At 62.1% G+C, this 16,591-nt stretch carries 15 protein-coding genes, 1 tRNA gene and 1 pseudogene; 2 read left to right on the top strand and 15 right to left on the bottom strand.

Annotated features, from left to right (window positions below; all coding sequences use genetic code 11):
• Positions 1–12: 12 nt before the first annotated feature.
• The 5 genes from NKL04_RS06200 to NKL04_RS06220 all read right to left on the bottom strand — a co-directional run bounded on the left by NKL04_RS06200 (position 13) and on the right by NKL04_RS06220 (position 4,921).
• Positions 13–708, bottom strand: coding sequence for a hypothetical protein (locus tag NKL04_RS06200; RefSeq protein WP_352723446.1), 696 nt, complete (start codon positions 706–708; stop codon positions 13–15).
• On the bottom strand, positions 705–2,420 hold the full coding sequence (locus tag NKL04_RS06205) for a hypothetical protein (protein WP_352723448.1): 1,716 nt from the start codon (positions 2,418–2,420) through the stop codon (positions 705–707). Before NKL04_RS06205 ends, NKL04_RS06200 begins: the two co-directional genes overlap by 4 nt.
• A 1-nt stretch (position 2,421) precedes the next feature.
• The gene (locus tag NKL04_RS06210; protein WP_031209418.1) at positions 2,422–3,729 is read right to left on the bottom strand and encodes a hypothetical protein; all 1,308 of its coding nucleotides are present in this window, start codon (positions 3,727–3,729) and stop codon (positions 2,422–2,424) included.
• A gap of 9 nt (positions 3,730–3,738) precedes the next feature.
• Complete coding sequence (locus NKL04_RS06215; RefSeq protein WP_023701233.1) at positions 3,739–4,215, bottom strand: hypothetical protein; 477 nt, start codon at positions 4,213–4,215, stop codon at positions 3,739–3,741.
• A gap of 163 nt (positions 4,216–4,378) precedes the next feature.
• Entirely contained in the window at positions 4,379–4,921 is a 543-nt protein-coding gene (locus NKL04_RS06220) for a hypothetical protein (protein WP_023701231.1), read from the bottom strand.
• 222 nt (positions 4,922–5,143) lie between these two features.
• Here NKL04_RS06220 and NKL04_RS06225 point away from each other — a divergent pair, with 222 nt between their 5' ends.
• Positions 5,144–5,986, top strand: a complete 843-nt coding sequence (locus NKL04_RS06225) for a recombinase family protein (RefSeq protein ID WP_245271410.1) — start codon at positions 5,144–5,146, stop codon at positions 5,984–5,986.
• 21 nt (positions 5,987–6,007) lie between these two features.
• Here the strand turns inward: NKL04_RS06225 and NKL04_RS06230 are convergent, their stop codons facing one another.
• The 10 genes and pseudogenes from NKL04_RS06230 to phaC form a co-directional block, all read right to left on the bottom strand.
• Complete coding sequence (locus NKL04_RS06230; protein WP_023701229.1) at positions 6,008–6,346, bottom strand: hypothetical protein; 339 nt, start codon at positions 6,344–6,346, stop codon at positions 6,008–6,010.
• A complete protein-coding gene (locus tag NKL04_RS06235) occupies positions 6,343–6,651 on the bottom strand; it encodes a hypothetical protein (protein WP_156951478.1) in 309 nt (102 codons plus the stop codon). The genes NKL04_RS06230 and NKL04_RS06235 overlap by 4 nt, the downstream gene beginning before the upstream one ends.
• A gap of 525 nt (positions 6,652–7,176) precedes the next feature.
• Positions 7,177–10,121 (bottom strand): annotated as a pseudogene (locus NKL04_RS06240) (DUF3987 domain-containing protein).
• Between the two features lie 211 nt (positions 10,122–10,332).
• Complete coding sequence (locus tag NKL04_RS06245) at positions 10,333–10,578, bottom strand: helix-turn-helix domain-containing protein (protein ID WP_023701225.1); 246 nt, start codon at positions 10,576–10,578, stop codon at positions 10,333–10,335.
• Positions 10,579–10,648: 70 nt separating this feature from the next.
• Positions 10,649–11,425 carry a hypothetical protein gene (locus tag NKL04_RS06250; RefSeq protein ID WP_156951476.1) on the bottom strand — a complete coding sequence of 259 codons (777 nt, stop codon included), beginning with the start codon at positions 11,423–11,425 and terminating at the stop codon, positions 10,649–10,651.
• 50 nt (positions 11,426–11,475) lie between these two features.
• Entirely contained in the window at positions 11,476–11,676 is a 201-nt protein-coding gene (locus tag NKL04_RS06255) for a helix-turn-helix domain-containing protein (RefSeq protein ID WP_023701223.1), read from the bottom strand.
• 119 nt (positions 11,677–11,795) lie between these two features.
• Positions 11,796–12,164 carry a hypothetical protein gene (locus tag NKL04_RS06260; RefSeq protein WP_023701222.1) on the bottom strand — a complete coding sequence of 123 codons (369 nt, stop codon included), beginning with the start codon at positions 12,162–12,164 and terminating at the stop codon, positions 11,796–11,798.
• Positions 12,165–12,275: 111 nt separating this feature from the next.
• A tRNA-Glu gene (locus NKL04_RS06265) sits at positions 12,276–12,350 on the bottom strand.
• A 332-nt stretch (positions 12,351–12,682) separates the two neighbouring features.
• Positions 12,683–13,804 (bottom strand): D-Ala-D-Ala carboxypeptidase family metallohydrolase, encoded by a 1,122-nt coding sequence (locus NKL04_RS06270; RefSeq protein WP_245261858.1) that lies wholly within the window; start codon positions 13,802–13,804, stop codon positions 12,683–12,685.
• A 360-nt stretch (positions 13,805–14,164) separates the two neighbouring features.
• Positions 14,165–16,000 (bottom strand): class I poly(R)-hydroxyalkanoic acid synthase, encoded by a 1,836-nt coding sequence (gene phaC, locus NKL04_RS06275; RefSeq protein ID WP_023701220.1) that lies wholly within the window; start codon positions 15,998–16,000, stop codon positions 14,165–14,167.
• Positions 16,001–16,097: 97 nt separating this feature from the next.
• Here phaC and NKL04_RS06280 point away from each other — a divergent pair, with 97 nt between their 5' ends.
• Positions 16,098–16,508 carry a hypothetical protein gene (locus tag NKL04_RS06280; RefSeq protein ID WP_023667627.1) on the top strand — a complete coding sequence of 137 codons (411 nt, stop codon included), beginning with the start codon at positions 16,098–16,100 and terminating at the stop codon, positions 16,506–16,508.
• The last annotated feature ends 83 nt before the right edge of the window (positions 16,509–16,591 follow it).

Genomic DNA, 16,591 nt, shown 5'->3' on the forward strand with positions numbered 1-16,591 from the left:
GCAACCAGCTAATTAGCGCGCCCCACGCGGGTCGAACCACGTCCCGCCAGCTTCTGCCGCGGTGCGAGCCGCTGCCGTACCCGCGATCCGACCCCCGCTGTTGTTCCTAGCGTTGCGGATGAGATCGATCGAATTGGGCGCGATGAACATGTCGGCGAGCGTTTCCAGTCCGTCGCGCAGCGCCGCACGCTTCGTCGCGTCGCCGGCCTTGTTGATGATGCTGCCGCCGACCGACTTCACGATATCGAACACGGCCGCTGCCGGAGAGGCGGCGCTGAGTTCCGACGTGATCATGCGGTTCGGTTCTGTGGCACTGCCTGGTCCCTGCCGCCTCATGGTGGCCTGCAAGACATCGAGAAGCTCGGGCATCGTCACCGACGCTTGATTGTTCGGCAGGGCGCGCAGCACCGCGTCGAGGAGCGCGCTACGCTCGTCATTGCCAGCCACGCTCTTATGGAATTTCGCTCCGGCGGTCTCGCGGCTGCCGCTCTGCGTCTCAGTCTGAGCCGCAGAATAGCGATCGGCGAGGTTTTGCCGAACAAGCGCGGCTGTGGTCTCCGGATCTTCAGCAGCGAGCCGCTTGACCGCATCGGCGTTCGACGGCGCCGCGCCGGCGAGCGGGTCGCGGGGCAGAATGGCCTCGCCGGCCGTCCTGGTGTCCGTTGCCTTTGCCACACTGCCGACCGGGCCTTGCTCGAGCGGGTTCAACTGAGTTCGACGCAGGGCCTCTTGTTCTGCCAGAGCCTGGGCGTATTCCGGAGACTCCTGCGTCGCAATGTTGCGCGCGTTGGCTGCGCCCGCGGTGCTCTTGCTTGCGAGCTCGGGCCATAGAGCGGATTGGCAACGATGCTGAGAGCTTCGCCACGGGCGGCCATGTCTTTCGTCACCGCATCGACGACGCCGACCGAATTGTCGGGCATGTTGGCGTAATCGGGAGCTAGTTCCTTGTTTTCACGCAACCGCTTCAACCCCGCGACGAATCGAGGATCGGCGGCGATCGGCGCAAATTCTGCCGTGGCGATCTGCTGCGGCTGTGCGGCATCGTAGAGCGGCCGAGTCTGCGCATTGATGTTCTGGCGCGTCTTGTCGATCACATTCCCGGCAGCTTCGGCCGCTCGCGGCCCGAGAGCATAAGGATCCGGGCTCTGCGGGGCGATCTCATCCAGCTCCCTGCCGACGGCAGCATCGACTTGGGCAGGGCGCTGGGCATAGAACGGCCCCGTCTTGTTGCCGGCCGTGGTCGAGCCTTCGACGACACGTTGGAGATCAAGAAGCTTGCTGGCGCCGTCGCGGGCCTGGGCGTGGGCCTCCGGGCCGGAAAGCGCAATGCCGGTGTTGTTGTCTTGAAGAGCCTTTGCTGCGGCCCACTCTGCGTCCGTAGTGCCTTCGGTGGCACGGCGAACAGCCGCCCCCGGGGCGTTGTAGGAGCGAGTAGCCGCCACACCTGCGTTGCCGAAGGCCGCGCCAAGGAAGCGCATCAAGCCCTCGTATGGTGTGCCTTCCGCCAACTGCCCTGCGCCTTCCGACGCCACAGCCGGCGCAACGACGTTCCCGACCAGTTCGGAACCGTACTTGCGAAGTGCGCCCATGCCCGTCTCCGCGAGCCGAACACCCTTGCTCGGCAGGCCGCCAGGCGCAGCGAATTCAGCGATCGTGCCGGCGAACTTACCGGGCGTCGTCACTGGCTTGTGCAAGACCTTGTCCATCCCGCGGCGCGCTGCGTCCTGGGCGTCGTAGAGATAACCGTTGATGCCCATCGGCTCTGCCCGGCGAGCCAGTTCCTCGTCGGAGAGCGGGTCGGCGCCAACCACGTAGCGCACACCATTCTCGGCTTTGTTGTAGAGATAGTTGCCTGCGCCTTCGACCATGCGGCTCAACGTGACCGGAAACATGGCCGTCTCAGCGAGGCCGCGCGGAACGCCGGACAATGCAGATAGGCCGACGTCCTTCGCTGTTGAAATCTCCGGGGCCGCTGGAGCCGGCTCGGTGCCGCGAATCAGGCTTTCGATGTTGTTGCCGGGCGCAGAGGATGCGGGATTGGCCGGCTCGTCGAACTGGTCAAAGACGTTTCCGGCCGGCGCCGCAGCACCGCCTTCGGAAGACCGAAGCTTCGCGGCCTGCTCGGCGGATGCCAGATCGGGGAATCGCTGGAATGTCGGTCCGTTGATCTGCTCGAAATTATTGGCGGCCGTGTTGATCCCATCTTCATCGCCGGCTTCGAACTGCTTCGGTCCTTGCGGGCTCATCCAAAGCGAGGGGATGTTCACCCATTGACCATCGGGCTGCTGCCATGTGGTGCTGATCTCGGTCGAATAAGAGCCATCGGCATTCGGCCGCTTCTCGTCGGCCTTGAATGGACGCAGCAGCGGCGGCCCCTGGAGCGGAGCCGGTTCGTCGAATTGATCGAAGATGTTCGCCAAGTCACTGGCCTCCTAGAATGGCCGCAGCGGCACCGGCGCCATACTTCGCGTCGAACTGCTGCGCTGCACCGGGATTGGACCTCAGAAAATCGGCAGCCTTCTGCGAGGGGCGGCCACCCGCCGCGCCTTGCTGCTGAGCTCGCGCTGAAGGGGCGCTTGTCGCGTTCGGGTCACCGCCAGACGCCAGCACGGCCCTGCCGGTTGCCAGAACCTGTTCCGGCGTCATCCCAGCTTCCACACCGTTCAAGGCTAGGTCGCGGGCCTGTTTCTTCTGCGCGATGGTTCCCGGCTTGTCGCCAGGCCGCGGCAGGAAGACGTCGCCATACTGCGCTTCTTCTGCGGGCGGGATCGCGGCGCCGCTGTCCAGGCGAAGGACTGACTGAAGGAACACACGGCCGGCGTTGTTGGCTTTCTGATAGTTTTCGCTCAGCATGCCATTGCCGGTTTTGATCGTTCCTACCGTCGGAAGAGCGTCGTAGGCGGCCTGTTTGAAGTCGGTCAGTTCGTTGCCGAGCGTGTCGATGATCGGCGCCATCCCGCGCATGCGGGTCACATACGCATTCTGCTTTCCTTGGAATTCTGTCGTCTTCCCTCCGGATCCGCCCTGCGTGTAAGTGACGTTGCCGTCCTTATCCATCGACACGGAAAGGCCGGCCGTCGGTTTGTCGTATGGGTCCTGGCCGAGCGCGTTCGGGCGCGTAACGTTGCGTGGGCCGTCTGGCGTGACAACGGGCTCGATCGGCGTGCTGCCGAACGCTGCGGCCTGCTGCATCTCCGGCGACATGCCGGCCAGGGTGTGGGCGTTGAATTCGGTTTCCGTCAGCGGCTTCTCGCGGCCCTGCGCCGCAGGCAGATCGTGCGTCACACCGAACTGGCCAGCGATATCGGATGGCAATTCGGGGCGCACCTGGCCTTCACTCAGCGGCACGAACAGATTGCCGAGCTCGCTCAATCGGGTCCGATCCATCGCCCCGACATTATCCGCGGCATTGTTGGCGCGCGACGTGGCCGCCGTGATGTCGTCACCCCGACGCTTGGTCGCGTCGTTCATGTCCAGCGCCTGAAACGAGCTAGTCGGAGCGTAGTTGCCGACCGCGATGTTGCCTCGATCGAACGACTGCTGATCGAAATCCGGCGAATTGCGGTAATCGAAAAGCTGCTGGATCCGCGAAGCTGCAGCTTTCTTGGCATTCGCGTCAGCCCAGCCGGCGGCATCCGCGCCGCTCGGCGGTTCGAACAGCGAGGAAAGGTTGCTCGCCGCTTGGGCAAACTGGGGCGAGTTAAAGTAGGGGCTCGATTTCATGCTCACGGCGGTCCCTCAGTGGAGTGCAGCGCTGCCGGTGTCGATCGGCAGTCGTTTGGCAAAGATGTCTTCGAATATTTCGAAACCGGCGGCCAAAAGCTGCGTCCGATGGAACGCGATCGAAAGTTCCCCTACGAATATGGCCACGTAACTGATGCCGGCCGTCTTGGCGTCGGCCTTGCAGGGATGCAAGAGATCGTTCGTTCGACCCAAGCCCCAATAGGCCCGTTCCGGCGACATGGCGCCATCTTTGGCGAGGATAGGGCAAGCGTCGGCGATCAGCTGCGAGAGCCTTGGCACCAGGTCGGGAAATTCGCCGGGCAGATCGCCGGTTTCGCATGCCGCGAACAGTATCTCGCGCACGCCGCTCAAGGCGTTGAGTACGGTCTTGCCTGGCTCTGTGACGTTGGCCAGGTAGCCAGCTGCACGTTCCAGTCGAGAACGAACAGCTTCGGCGGAAGGTGGGGAGATTGGCAGCGTGGGTTCCGTCATCGCATCACCCCGAAATCAACAGCGACGAAGCGCGAGCTTCGCAAATTGATGGCTGTGAAAGGGTTGAAGTTGGCAAGCACTGCTTGCGGCGATTTGCGGATGCTCGAGTCCCGCGCGGTTCCAGCGCTATCACTATACGAAATTTGGATCGAAAAGGCCAGCATCACGCAGCCCCGGCGAGGGCGGGAACCATGGAGCTCCCAATGAGCATGCTTGCGACGATTTCTTCGCGCCGTTGAGCCTTTCGCTGCTGCAACCACTGGAAGTCCGAAAGATTGCGCAGGTCGCGTTCAAACAGCTTTATCCACACCTTGGCGTCGGTCAGTCGATGCGGATGATGGGCAGCTTTTTCAACGTCATCTTCCGCCCAGGAGCGGATAACGGTTATCGCTGCCGACATTGAAGTGACGATTTGGCCACGGCTGTAATTTGGGGGCAGGCGCCTTGCCGCGGAGGCCATGGCGTCAGCCGCGTCGAGAACCAACTGGTCGCGACGCTTTGCGTCGAGTTGGTAGACGGGCTTGAATTTTCGGATCGACTCCAACGTGAGCGGCAATTCAAAGGCGATATTGACGTGCAGCAATGTCGACTTCCACAGCCCAAACCCAATGCTGTCGACTTGCCCATCGAAGGCGATTTCTCCCTGGGTGGGCGGATCGCCTTCTTCATGGCCATCGGTGGCGAAGGGAATGAATTCGTTCGGCATCAGGGCGGGTCCAGTTGTTTCAGTGCACCTATTTTGCCCGCTTCTGTTGAACGAACCAACGGCCTCTAAAAGCCGCTAAATCGAACAAAATGGGGACCAAAAGTTTGAAAATGGGGCGACTTTGTTTCGGCGTTCGCCGGCGCTCGGCCCGGGCTGTTCGGACCGTACCGGGGGGTGCCACCGGCCCCCGGGTCGTTGCCCGGGGGCAGGGGCCGGCTGCTGATGCCTGCCCCGTTGCGTCTACTTTTTACCTTGCTTTCATGGCGTAACATTGCCTACAATGTAACATTGCTAAAGCACGGTTACAAAAGGACCGATGAAATGAAGGTTTTTGGCTACGTGCGAGTGTCGACCGCCGAGCAGGCAACGAACGGCGACAGCCTCGAAACACAGAAGGCGAAGATCGTCGGCTACGCCATGATGCAGGGCTGGGCGGTAGATGAAGTCTTCGTTGAGGCCGGCGTTTCCGGTTCGGTGCCGCTCGCCGATCGGCCGCAAGGCGAGCGCCTGCTAGCTGCCGTCGGCAAGGGCGACATGATCATCACGCCGAAACTCGATCGCATGTTTCGCAGCGCATCTGACGCGCTGGGTACTCTCGAGGAGATGAAGGGGCAAGGCACGGGCCTGGTGATGATTGACCTGGGCGGCGATGTCACCGGCAACGGCATATCGAAACTCGTATTCACCATTCTGTCAGCCGTCGCCGAGAATGAGCGCGACCGCATCCGTGAGCGCATCCGCGAAGTCAAACGCCACCTTGCTGCAAAGGGCGTCTATGGAGGCGGCAAAATTCCCTTCGGTTATGACAAGGCCGACGACCGACTTGTCGTGAACGTCGAGCAGCAGGCAATTCTCGCGGATATGAAAGCAATGCGCGACGAAGGGCGTTCATATCGCGGTATTGCCGACCAGTTGATGGGCCGCGCAAACCTAAAGCCAATGTCGATCAAGCGCATGCTAGACAGGCTCGACGGCATCCCTGAGCCGCAAAGTGCGCAGGCGAGGGCGGGCGAGCCGGTGATAGCAGCCAAGACCGGCAAGGCGAAGGTTGTCGTGTCGAAGTAGGGCCCAGCAGGGCCGCCTTCTTCAATCGAAAGCGTCGCCGATCGGCTTAGCCGTCGTAGGGCGGCGCTGCCTGCGCATAAGGTCCTGGGTCGCCTTCTCGAGTTCGGCGCCATCCATTTCCGACGGTGCCTTCTCTACGCTGGCGTTGCGGTCGTTGCGATCGAGAAGTCCGCCCACCATAAGCAAGGTGCGCTGACTCGATGCCTTTGCCGCTGCCGGCGCTTCGGGATCCCGGCACACCGCTAGGGCGCTTTCAAACGCCACCTGGATCCCCACCGTCCGCGCCTGCCTGATGATGTCAGCCCGAAGTCGTTCGTCGCCATCGAAATCGTCTGGTTCGTTGCGGTCGTTGTCGCTCATGCGAATGCTCCGATAGGCTTCGGTTTTTGTGCGTCGTCTCGCCGCCGCTTAAGCTCTGCGCGCAGCGCCTCGATTTCGTGTGCAAGCTCCGCTGACTCCGCAGACGGCACCTGCCGTGGAGGAAAGGTTTCGATCAGCTCGCGCTGAGCCTTCGCCTGCTCCAGCGCCCGCCGCGCTCTAGTCCGTGCGGCCGCCGGGCCGGGCTTGTGCGTCTTCTTCCACTCCTCGTAAGCGGCGCGCTCGTCCGCGCTCATCGCCGCAACGCGCTTTGCTCGCTTCGCCGCGGCGCGGTCGAGGTCGTTCAATTTGCGATTCAGCTTCGCTACGGCGCCAGGTGCCTTGCCGTCTGGCCACACCGGCAGATGGTACCCGTCACCGGCTGGAACCCGCCCGCCGTGTAAATAACAGCGGCCATTGGCCATGGCGATCTGGCCGCAGGGGCCACCATGGCTCTTAGCTTTGGCCCCGCATTTTGGCACCAGATGTCGCCGCTTGTTATATGCCCTGATCGCCGCGCGCCCGACAGCGATCTGAGCCGCGCTGCCCCGCCATCCGTCGGGCGGCGTGGGCGTGCCGGCGCGTCTCACAGCCACTCCCATGAAAGGCGCTTATGAGTTATCGCTATTCCAACTCTTGCCGCCCCCGAATCGGTCAGCTCACCTGATCGGCACCGCCCCGTATCGATGACAAATTGTCCGACCGAGCCCACTGCGGCAAACGCGGCTTGTGCGCGTGTGAGATACATTTTCAAAACCAGATAGGGAGACTGGTAAAAATAGGGTGGTATGCAAACTATCTCTTCGCGTACGCAAGCCGCGTTTGCCGCGCCTTCAACCTTCATCGCTGCCTCCGTCGGACAATCTGTCCGTGTTGACCCACTTTCGCGCCTCGCCGGCTTCCGCAATAGCTTGCCGCTTTCGCGAGCGCTCCGATGTTTCCCTCGCGGCCTGGGCCTGAAAACGAACATGGACCTTTGGGTTGACCCGCCAGCGAGCCGGCCCATCGGCGTTGCGTTCAGCCACGACACACCAAGCGGCTTCTTCAAGCTCCGCCATGGCCGCCAAAAGCTTTCGGCGGTCGGAACGAAGATCCTTCCGAGCGTCCGAGACGGTCCGCGGTGACAGCGTCTCGAGATCCGGTCGCGTCAGCAGATAGCCTGCGATCGCCCTTGCCTCGGTGGCTGCGGGGTCGGGAGCGAAAAACGATTGGTAAATCCGAAGCCCGTGGCGCAGAAGGAACCTGGCGAAATTGACGGCACGCCGAACGGTAGGCGCCTCAATGTTCGCATTGAAATCGGCGTCGTCCAGCGCGAAGGCAAATTGCAGGGCGTGGAAGGTGAGCACGATGCGCGGCAGGAACAGCCCCCATTTGTCCAGGTGGCCGCGCCACGCGACGGAACCGCCGGGCACGTTCCTTAGGCGGGAGATTGAAGCCATAGCTTCCCTAAAGTCCTTTTGTGCGCTGGGAGCCATCTTCAATGGCACTGAGTGCGGGAACTCTGTTGCCGCCAACTTGCGGAGCGCGCGACGGTATGCGCCGAGCGCCTCTGCGTCCGGCTCTTCGTCAACGGCCTCTCGTTCCGCACCGTCATCGACGACGAAAAGGAACCGCTGGAGCATTCCATCTGCGCCGAGGTTGCGCGCGATCTCTGTCAGCTTCTGCGGCTGCGTTCCGGCGATCACTCCCATCAGGGCCTGATCGGCGCGGACAGAACCGCTGCCGACTCTGTCCACCGTGATGGGGCGACCTTCGAAAAGGCGCAGCGCCTGGCTCCTGTCACCTTCAGCACCTTTTTTATATTGGCCAAGAGAACCGAAAAAGCCCAGCAACTCGTCTGGCGCTCGCATCAGGCCTCGGGGATTTTGGGCGTGTACGCGGACTTGCTGCTCAAGCGTAATGTCGTCGACCACAATGCGGCGTATAATCGGCTCCGAGCCAGGGTCGGGATTTTCCTTCGGCTCTTCCGGTGCGCATCCCTCGCAGCCGCCCAGCGATCATGCCGATCTTTACCTGCTGCGTACCATTCCGCGTCGAGCTCCCGTAGCGGCTTTTCAGCGGCGCTGATGACTGGTGATTTGCCACGGCCTGGCTCGGCGACGATTGCAGCCCACAAAGCAGCCGGCTGCACAAAGTCGGTGTCGCGCGCCTTCGGTTGAATCCGCAGCGACGCTCCCACAGCGGCGGAGGCGACAGCAACGGCGGCCAAGGCGGCGAAGCTCTCCGGCGCCCCTTTGCGTCGTGCTTCGCTTCGCACCCATCGGTGGAGCATCGGGGGCAGGCAATCTGCCGGCAGTGCAGAGAGCTCGGCGGGGTCGTCTTGGGCGAAGATGTCGACGGGCTCCGGTTCCCCACCGTAATCAACAGCGGCGGCTCCTTGCTCAGGTGACGTGGCGGCCACGACTGCCCGTCGATCGTCGATGGTTTTCCGCAGGTTTGCTGGGTCGGGTCTCATCTCATTCGCGAATTCGATTCGTGCAAAGTCAACCGGATCAATCGCCTCCAACGCGACCAGAACGTCTGCCTTCTCGCTCAGCACGTCCGGCGGCCAGGACCAGGGCCGGTTGTCTTCAGCAAATTCAAACCAGCGGGCTGTTACCAAGGACTGCCAGCGAAGCCCGACGGCGCGAGCAATTGTTGGCAGCGAGGACGACCAGGTAGCGCCCTCGGCAAACGCGGGGAAATGGTCGCCCGCCAGTGTCCGGCAAAGCCACGTCAACGCCTCAGCTCCAGTAGGGCGTCGAATCGACCGATCTGGCTCGCCGACTACGGCGAAGGCCTGACCATCCCTAGGCCCGTAGAGAGGGCTCCCTCCGAAGTGTATTACGCCGTCGCCGGCGAACGACCCGAACTCTTGGATCAGCGAGGCGGGCGTGTGGGTTCGCTCCGTTCCGTAGTCCTCAATTCCGTCCGAAAATATTGCAAGATCTTCCTCGAGGTCGCGGTCGAACTCTGCCGACGTGACGCGCCATTCGTGATCGGAGGTTGGCGTGCACGGGACGATTTGCGGCACCCACTCTGCGCGTCGTGCCATGACTGCGCGGCGCACCGCAACGGCGGGCGGGTAGGGCGGTTTCATTTCCCGGCCAGAGCTGCCTTTGGATGCCGCCAGGCTAAAGCCCAAAGACCGCGCAGTTTCGACGATGGCGGGAATGAGTTCGTCTAGTTTGGCGCTGTCCAGAGTAGGCAAAGCATCAAACGGAACATGTGGCAACGACGATTGAACGCGGGCGCCGGATGCGTGCATTCCGGCGACGACAATTTGCTGACCCTTCGCCAAGAACTCGACCGCATGTTCTCGCCCGGTCTCGTTGTCGACGAGATGCAGCTGCCGTCTAGACCGCGGCGCGGCGAGCTTCACCAAGACCATGCAGCTGGTCGAGTTTTCGCGCCAGCGTAGCGGAAGGCGCGCGATGGGCACGCTCAATGCATCGGCGGCCAGCCGTTTGATTGCATCGACCAGCGTCCGGCCGCGATCGGCTTCACGCCCCGTTTCCGCTGTCCCGATCTTGACATCGATGTCTAGCGCAGCCACGGTCCCGGTGGCGAGACACAGCCCTGCGTCTGGCCAAGTGCGCCACTCAGCAACGTCCGTCTCGGTTGGCGTTCGGTTCGGCCAGTTCGCCATCGCCCTCCACTTTCCGTTGGCGAACTCGCCCGGCACTTTGCCATCCGATATCTTCTCGACGAGAAGCTTCGTCGTCCGATCCCATCTCGTGAAACTGACTTTGACGGGCAGGCATGGCCGTAGGAAAGGTAGATAGCCGGCGGCCACCATCGCCGACGCCACTTCTCCTAATGGCGAAGTGCTCGCCGACGACTTCACGATCGTAGCGGCGGATGTCGCTGGCGTAGCTCGAGCGCGGTCGCGGACTTGCTCCCAACGGGCCTTGCCAGCTTGCGGGCCGTCCGGCGTGTGGTGTATATTCAAGCTGTTCACTTTACTTTCCGGCCGTCGCGCTCTGCCAGGGGCGGGCGGCCTTTTCCTTTTAAGTGTTGTCGACGACGAGCCGCAGATGCGGCACGCCCCGGCGCGCAGGGCGCCGCCTGATGGTTTTGGCGATCAAGGCGTCGACATCTGCCTGATCAACGAAGATCAGCCGGTCGCGCCTCTCAGCCGCCAGCCGGCCGCAAGCCACCCACTCGCGGATCCATGACGGCGATCGTTGGGCCAGAATTGCTGCCTGGCGAACAGTGATGAATTCAGGGCGGTCGACTGCTGACAATTTGCGCATGGTTCTCTTTCCTGGGAGGTTGGTCGTCGGGCAATTGTGATGAGAGATGCCGTACGATGCGAGTGCGATTTCAGCGCCGGAAATCGTATAGCTGTCGCAAGCTCAGCGGCTGATCGTGTGCTTTTCCAATCCGATAAATCAAGCCGTCCTGATCGTCGATCGCTTGGGCGAGGGCGGCGCCGCGATAGCTTTTGAGGCGGTCGACGCCGGGCGCTTGCGACCACAACACCAAGAGCGCACGCGTGAACTGTGTTGTGTAGTCGACTTCGAACCGCATCAGCTCTTCGACAGGAATTGCAACACGTCGCGGCCTCTGCAAACCACTCACGAGGTCTGCTCGCCATCGGTTCGCGCCGGCGCGCATATGCCGGCCAGCTAGAAACGACGATGTCGCTGCGCCTCGGTTCACCAGCTTCGCGACTTCTGCGTATAGTGGGGTATCCCGGATCGGATCCAACTCACCGCGGAGCAAGATGCATGCGCCTGCAATGGCGCGCGCGGCCGGAGACGTCAGATCGTGGCGCACTCGCTCGGCAGACAGCAACTCGACCGCCAGGCTCTCATTTCGCCACGCCCTCACCAGTTCGGCCACCAGCGGCTCACCGGCGGCGCCCACTTCGACCCCGGCGGCAGTCACCAGTTCAGTTGCTCGCCTCCGCAGCGAACTCTCGACGGCCGCGACCAACGAGTTGTGGTCATTGAGCATGTTCTGGACCGGTAGGGAGTATGAAGGGTCGACAGCAGCATGCCCGCCGAACGGCGAGAGGCTCGGTGCTTCGCCGATGATGCGAAAGCTCTCGATTAGGAAACCGAGCAAGCTCGATGAGCAGGGATCGTCGTATCGCAACGGATACCGGGCGCGAAACCGAGGCTCCGGTTCGGAGAGACTATGGGACCTCACGCGGCGCTCACGCAGCTGGCAAGAAAAGCGTCGGCATCAATGCGCCGGATAAGGGTCCGGCCGCCGATCTTCGTTTTCGGTAGCCGGCCGTCTTGAAGCAGCCGCCAGACACCAGCACGGGAGATGCGGAAATAGTCGGCCAGTTCCTCAACCGAAAAGACGGCCTGAGTGACTGGCGTGGGGTTCTTAGATGACATTGAGTGGCCTCGCGACTGATTGAGGCCTTTATGATACGGCGTGAGATTGGGTCACCGCCATCAATTGCCAGGGCAAGCCCAAGGCTTTGAAACAGCGAGAGAATTGGCCGAAAGTATCCCTACTTTGGTCGATTTGCAGAAGGAGGTTTCGACCGAGTTGGATCGACCAGAAAGCGCTTCATCCTGTCCACGGATCCCGCCGATTTGTCCGCCGATGTCGGAAACCGTTCGTGGTCGTTCATCACCAACCACGCCGATCGTGACGTCGGCGAGTCGCCGGCTCTTTTGGCAACAACGCGGTATACGATGCCAAGGGTGGCACTCTGTTTGGAGCCCCGGCGCCTACGCTCTTTCGAAGGAATGTCGCGCACGCCGTCGTCAGGCTCGAGCGCCTTGACCGGACGACCCGACAGTTTGCCCGTCTTGGTGCGTTTTGTTTTGAGAATTGGCCGCAAATCGATGCCGTCCGCATGTTTGTCCGGGCTCATCTTAGCACATTGCGAATCTCGATGAAGCCAAAACGACGCCGGGGCCGGTCTGTGCGATCAACGAATTCGACAACGAATTCGGCAGGTCTGCTGCTAAGTGCTTGAAATATCTGGTACGCCCAAGGGGAATCGAACCCCTGTTACCGCCGTGAAAGGGCGGTGTCCTAACCGCTAGACGATGGGCGCGCTCAGACGAAGCGGCTTATAATTGCGTTGTTGCCAACCGGCAACCCATCAGCCGCCAGATGCGGAAACTTTTTTCAAGAGGGGCGAAAAGGGCCAGTTTGGTGAGCCAGCCCAGGTTTTCTGCCCTCGCGTCATTGCACATCTTTGGAGATTAGCCTGAACGCCCCGCGCAGTCGTCATCCTATGGTCTGCGCTGCGTCGCTGCGCGCCTTGCTTCGCCATAGGATGACGAAGTCGCGGGTGCCTCGGCTAATCTCGAACGTCGCTGATAGCTAATCGGGAAAAACGGCAGGCTGCTAACGGCCCCTCGGCCCGTTTGTCGAATGGGGATGCTAACCCCGCCGGCGGCAGCGCCAGTTCCAGTCGCGCTCGGGGCCGACGTCGACGTGAACGGATTCGGTATGGCAGTAGGTGCCGACGCCGCCGCGGCCGGGCATGGTTCGGATGTAGCTCGCCAGTTCCCATTTGGAGACGCCGGGAACCTGGATGTCGGCGGCGGCGCAATACATGTGCAGCGAATTCTTGGCGCCGTTGGCGCGCCGGTTGCGGGCCGGGTCGCGGTAGCCTGATGTAACCATCATCTTGCGGCCGTAATGGCCTTCGATGGTCTTCAGCACACGCACCAGCGACGGCTTCAGGCAGGCGACGTCGACGCTCTCGTTTTGCTTCAACAGGCCATTGGGCGCCAGCCGGGCGAGGCCGGCGGCGGAAGCCACCTGATAGGCGCCGCCCGAACCCTCGTCCTCGTTCAGGTCGACGTCGCTTTCATCGTCGAGGCCGGATTTGCGCTTGATCTCGAACAGCGCCGTCTGGCGCACGCCGGGCAAGGCATCGCTGCCGGTGATGTGGTTGCTCTCGTTGCCAAGCGAGGCAAGCTGCAAGGGCTTGTCGGCGGAATTGGCTGACGCTAGCGTGATGATCGGCTTTGCCGGGACGGCCTTCTGGGAAGCAACCGCAGGCTGTTCGCCCGAGCGCGAGTTGACCAGCGGAGCAGGTGCCGCCGAGGTTGGCGTGGTGCTGAACAGTGAGGCCAGGAAGCCCTTCTTCGGCGTGTCGATCTGCTGGGGCGCGGCGGTCACGTAGACCTCGTTGGTCGCGGGTGCCGCTGCCGTCGCTTTCGGTGCGGTCACGCCGGCATCGGCGGCGGCGATCTTCTGCGCCACGGCGTCCGTTGCGGCCGCGGTCTGTGCTGACTGCTGCAGCGACTGCGGCGTCTGGCCGACAATGGTTTCGGAGCCGGCGGGAACATTGACCGGGAAGCCGGTGCCGGGCTTGGCCACCGGCACATAGGCGACCTGCTCGGGCAGTGTCGCATCGCCCGCTGCCGTCATCATCATCTGCGGCCCGGTGGATGTGACCTGCACGGTCGAATCGCCCGGCGCCGCAGGGCTGGCGCCGGAAGCCGCGGCGATGTCAGAAGCGGTCGCGTTGTAGCCAGGCATGCCGGCGGACATTGTGGGGTCGCCAGCGGAGGTGCAGGACGCCAGAAGCACGGAGAAAAGCGCTGCCGCTATAGTGCGACCTTCTCTCCCCGCGAGACGCGATCCTACTGATTTCAAAACTAAATTCCCCCTCGGTGTCCGGTCGGCCTGCTATTGGTGCGGCGTTGAAACGTTCACATCCAATAACCTTGTGTTCCCAAACCGGAAACGAGACTTGTGTCAATTCTGCAAGCCTCTGAATTATTTGCTCGTTGGAGGCCAATTGAGGCTTCTTGAAGGTTGACGACACCATTTCGCCCCGTTTTGCCGGCCCGTCAACTCACCAGACATTACATTCCGTTACACACAGGCACCTGCAAAAGGTGCCGGCCGTTACACGCGGACCTTCACATAGGTGCCGGGGGCATCACCCAGGGTTTTCATATGCTTGCCCGGTTTGCGGGCCGGAACGAGGGTGTCGTCCTGGGTTTCGATCCAGTGCTGCCAGTGCGTCCACCAGGAGCCGGGATGCTCCACCGCCGAGGCGAGCCACTGGTCAAAATCGCCTGTCGGTTTGCCGCCGGTCCAGTACTGGTATTTCTTGGCTGCCGGCGGGTTGACGACACCGGCAATGTGGCCGGAACCAGCCATCACAAACTCGACGTCGCCGCCGAAATATTGCGAGCCGAGAAACACCGAAAGGGCCGGCGCGATGTGATCTTCCTTCGACGCCAGGTTGTAAACCGGGATGGTGACGTCGGCCAGCGACAAAGTGCGGCCGGCGAGTTCCATCACGCCACGCGTCAGATTGTTCTCGAGATAACAGTTGCGCAGGTAGAAGGAGTGGTTGGCGGCCGCCATGCGGGTGGAATCGGCGTTCCAGTAGAGCAGGTCGAAGGGAAGGGGATCCTTGCCGCGCATGTAATTGTTGATGACATAAGGCCAGATCAGGTCGCCCGAGCGCAGCATGTTGAAGGCGGTCGCCATCTTGGTGCCGTCGAGGTAGCCCTTTTCGTTCATCGATTTCTCGACCGCTGCCACCTGGTCCTCGTCGACGAAGACTTTCAGGTCGCCGGCATGGGTGAAGTCGACCTGCGTGGTGAAGAAGGTCGCCGATTTGATGCGGTTGTCGCCTTCCTGTGCCAGCAGTGCGAGTGCGGCCGCCAGCAGCGTGCCGCCGACGCAATAGCCGATGGCGTTGACCTCTTTCTCGCCGGTCGCCTTCTCGATCGTGTCGAGGCCGTATTGCAGGCCTTCCCGTATGTAAGCTTCCCAGCCCTTGGCGCCGTGCCGCTCGTCGGGATTGATCCAGGAGATGACGAACACGGTATGGCCTTGCTCGATCGCCCAGCGGATGAAGGACTTTTGCGGGTTGAGATCGAGGATGTAGAACTTGTTGATCCAGGGCGGGCAGATCAGCAGCGGGCGCTTGAGCACCGTCTCCGTCGTCGGATCGTACTGGATGATTTCGGCGACATCGCTGCGCCCGACCACCTTGCCGGGAGATGTCGCGACGTTCTTGCCGATCTCGAAGGGCGAATAGTCAGCTTGTCTCAGCTTCAGGTCGCCCTTGCCGGCGGCGATGTCTTCGGCCAGCATCTTCATGCCGCGCACCAGGTTTTCGCCATTCGAGGCAACGGTTTCTCGAAACAGCTCCGGATTGGTCAGGATGAAGTTCGACGGCGAGATGGCATTGGACACCTGCTTGACGTAGAAGCTGGCCTTATGGCGGGTGTGATCGTCGAGGCCTTCGGCGTGCTCGACCAGGTCGGCCGCCCAGCGCGAGGTGACGAGATAGGCCTGTTTGAGGAAATCGAAGAAAGCGTTGCGACCCCATTCGGGGTCTTGAAAACGCTTGTCGCCGCGCTCGGGCTTGACCGCATCTTCGGGCGCCTCGGCATTCGGGCTAACCTTCTGGATGGCGTTGCCCCAGACCGTCATGTAGCCGGCGAACAGTCGCGTCTGCGCTTCCAGCGCGCGTTGCGGGTCGGCCAGCCAATATTCGCTGAGCTTGGAAAAGGTTTTTACCATGTCGACCACGGGTTCGGCGACATGATCGCGCACCTCGCCCTTTTCGCGCGGCTCGGCCCAGGCGGAGGCGGCTTTGCCGGCCTGCTCGACCATGCGCGCCATGTTCAACGCGAAGCGTTCCGGGTCTTTCACCAGATATTGCTCGACGGTCGAAGATTGATCATCTTCCGCTTTGCTCGAATCAGGTGTTTTGGACATGGCTCGCGGGGTTCCTCCCGAGGCGTTTTCTTGACATATTATCATGGGACATCTGACCGGGTCCAATGCGCTGTACCCCGGCTGCCAGGAAAACAATATGACGATTAACACCGGCGAGACCATTTTTTCGGGGGCAGGCCGCTTTTGCCGCATCGCGGTTGCAATCGCCTGTCTGGCGCCAGGGCTGCTGGCGGCAAGTGGCTGCACGAGCGCCAACACCGGCAACGGGATGAATGTCGGCCTGACCCAGGGCGCGCAGGACACCGGCTCTTATCCCAATCTCAACATCCCACCGCAGGTGGCGGCAAAGCAACTCACCCCTGAGGAGACGCAGGCCAAGCTTGCCCAGTTGAAGGGCGAACAGCAGGGGCAAGTGGCCAAGGGCGGCGGCGGTGCCCCGTCCACCAGCCCGGCGGCGCTGAATTCGCTGGCGAAGAACCATGGCAAGGACACGCTGAAGCAGATCGAAGCCAAATGCGATCCCGCCCTCGACCCTACCTGCAAATAAGGCTATATCGCGCGCCGAAAGCGGTCTTTGCCAAGGGCGCCTAGCCAAGCCAACTGTGCTGAAGCCAATCTTAAATCGTCTGG

This window comes from Mesorhizobium sp. C264A (assembly GCF_040324515.1).
In the GTDB taxonomy this organism is placed as follows: domain Bacteria; phylum Pseudomonadota; class Alphaproteobacteria; order Rhizobiales; family Rhizobiaceae; genus Mesorhizobium.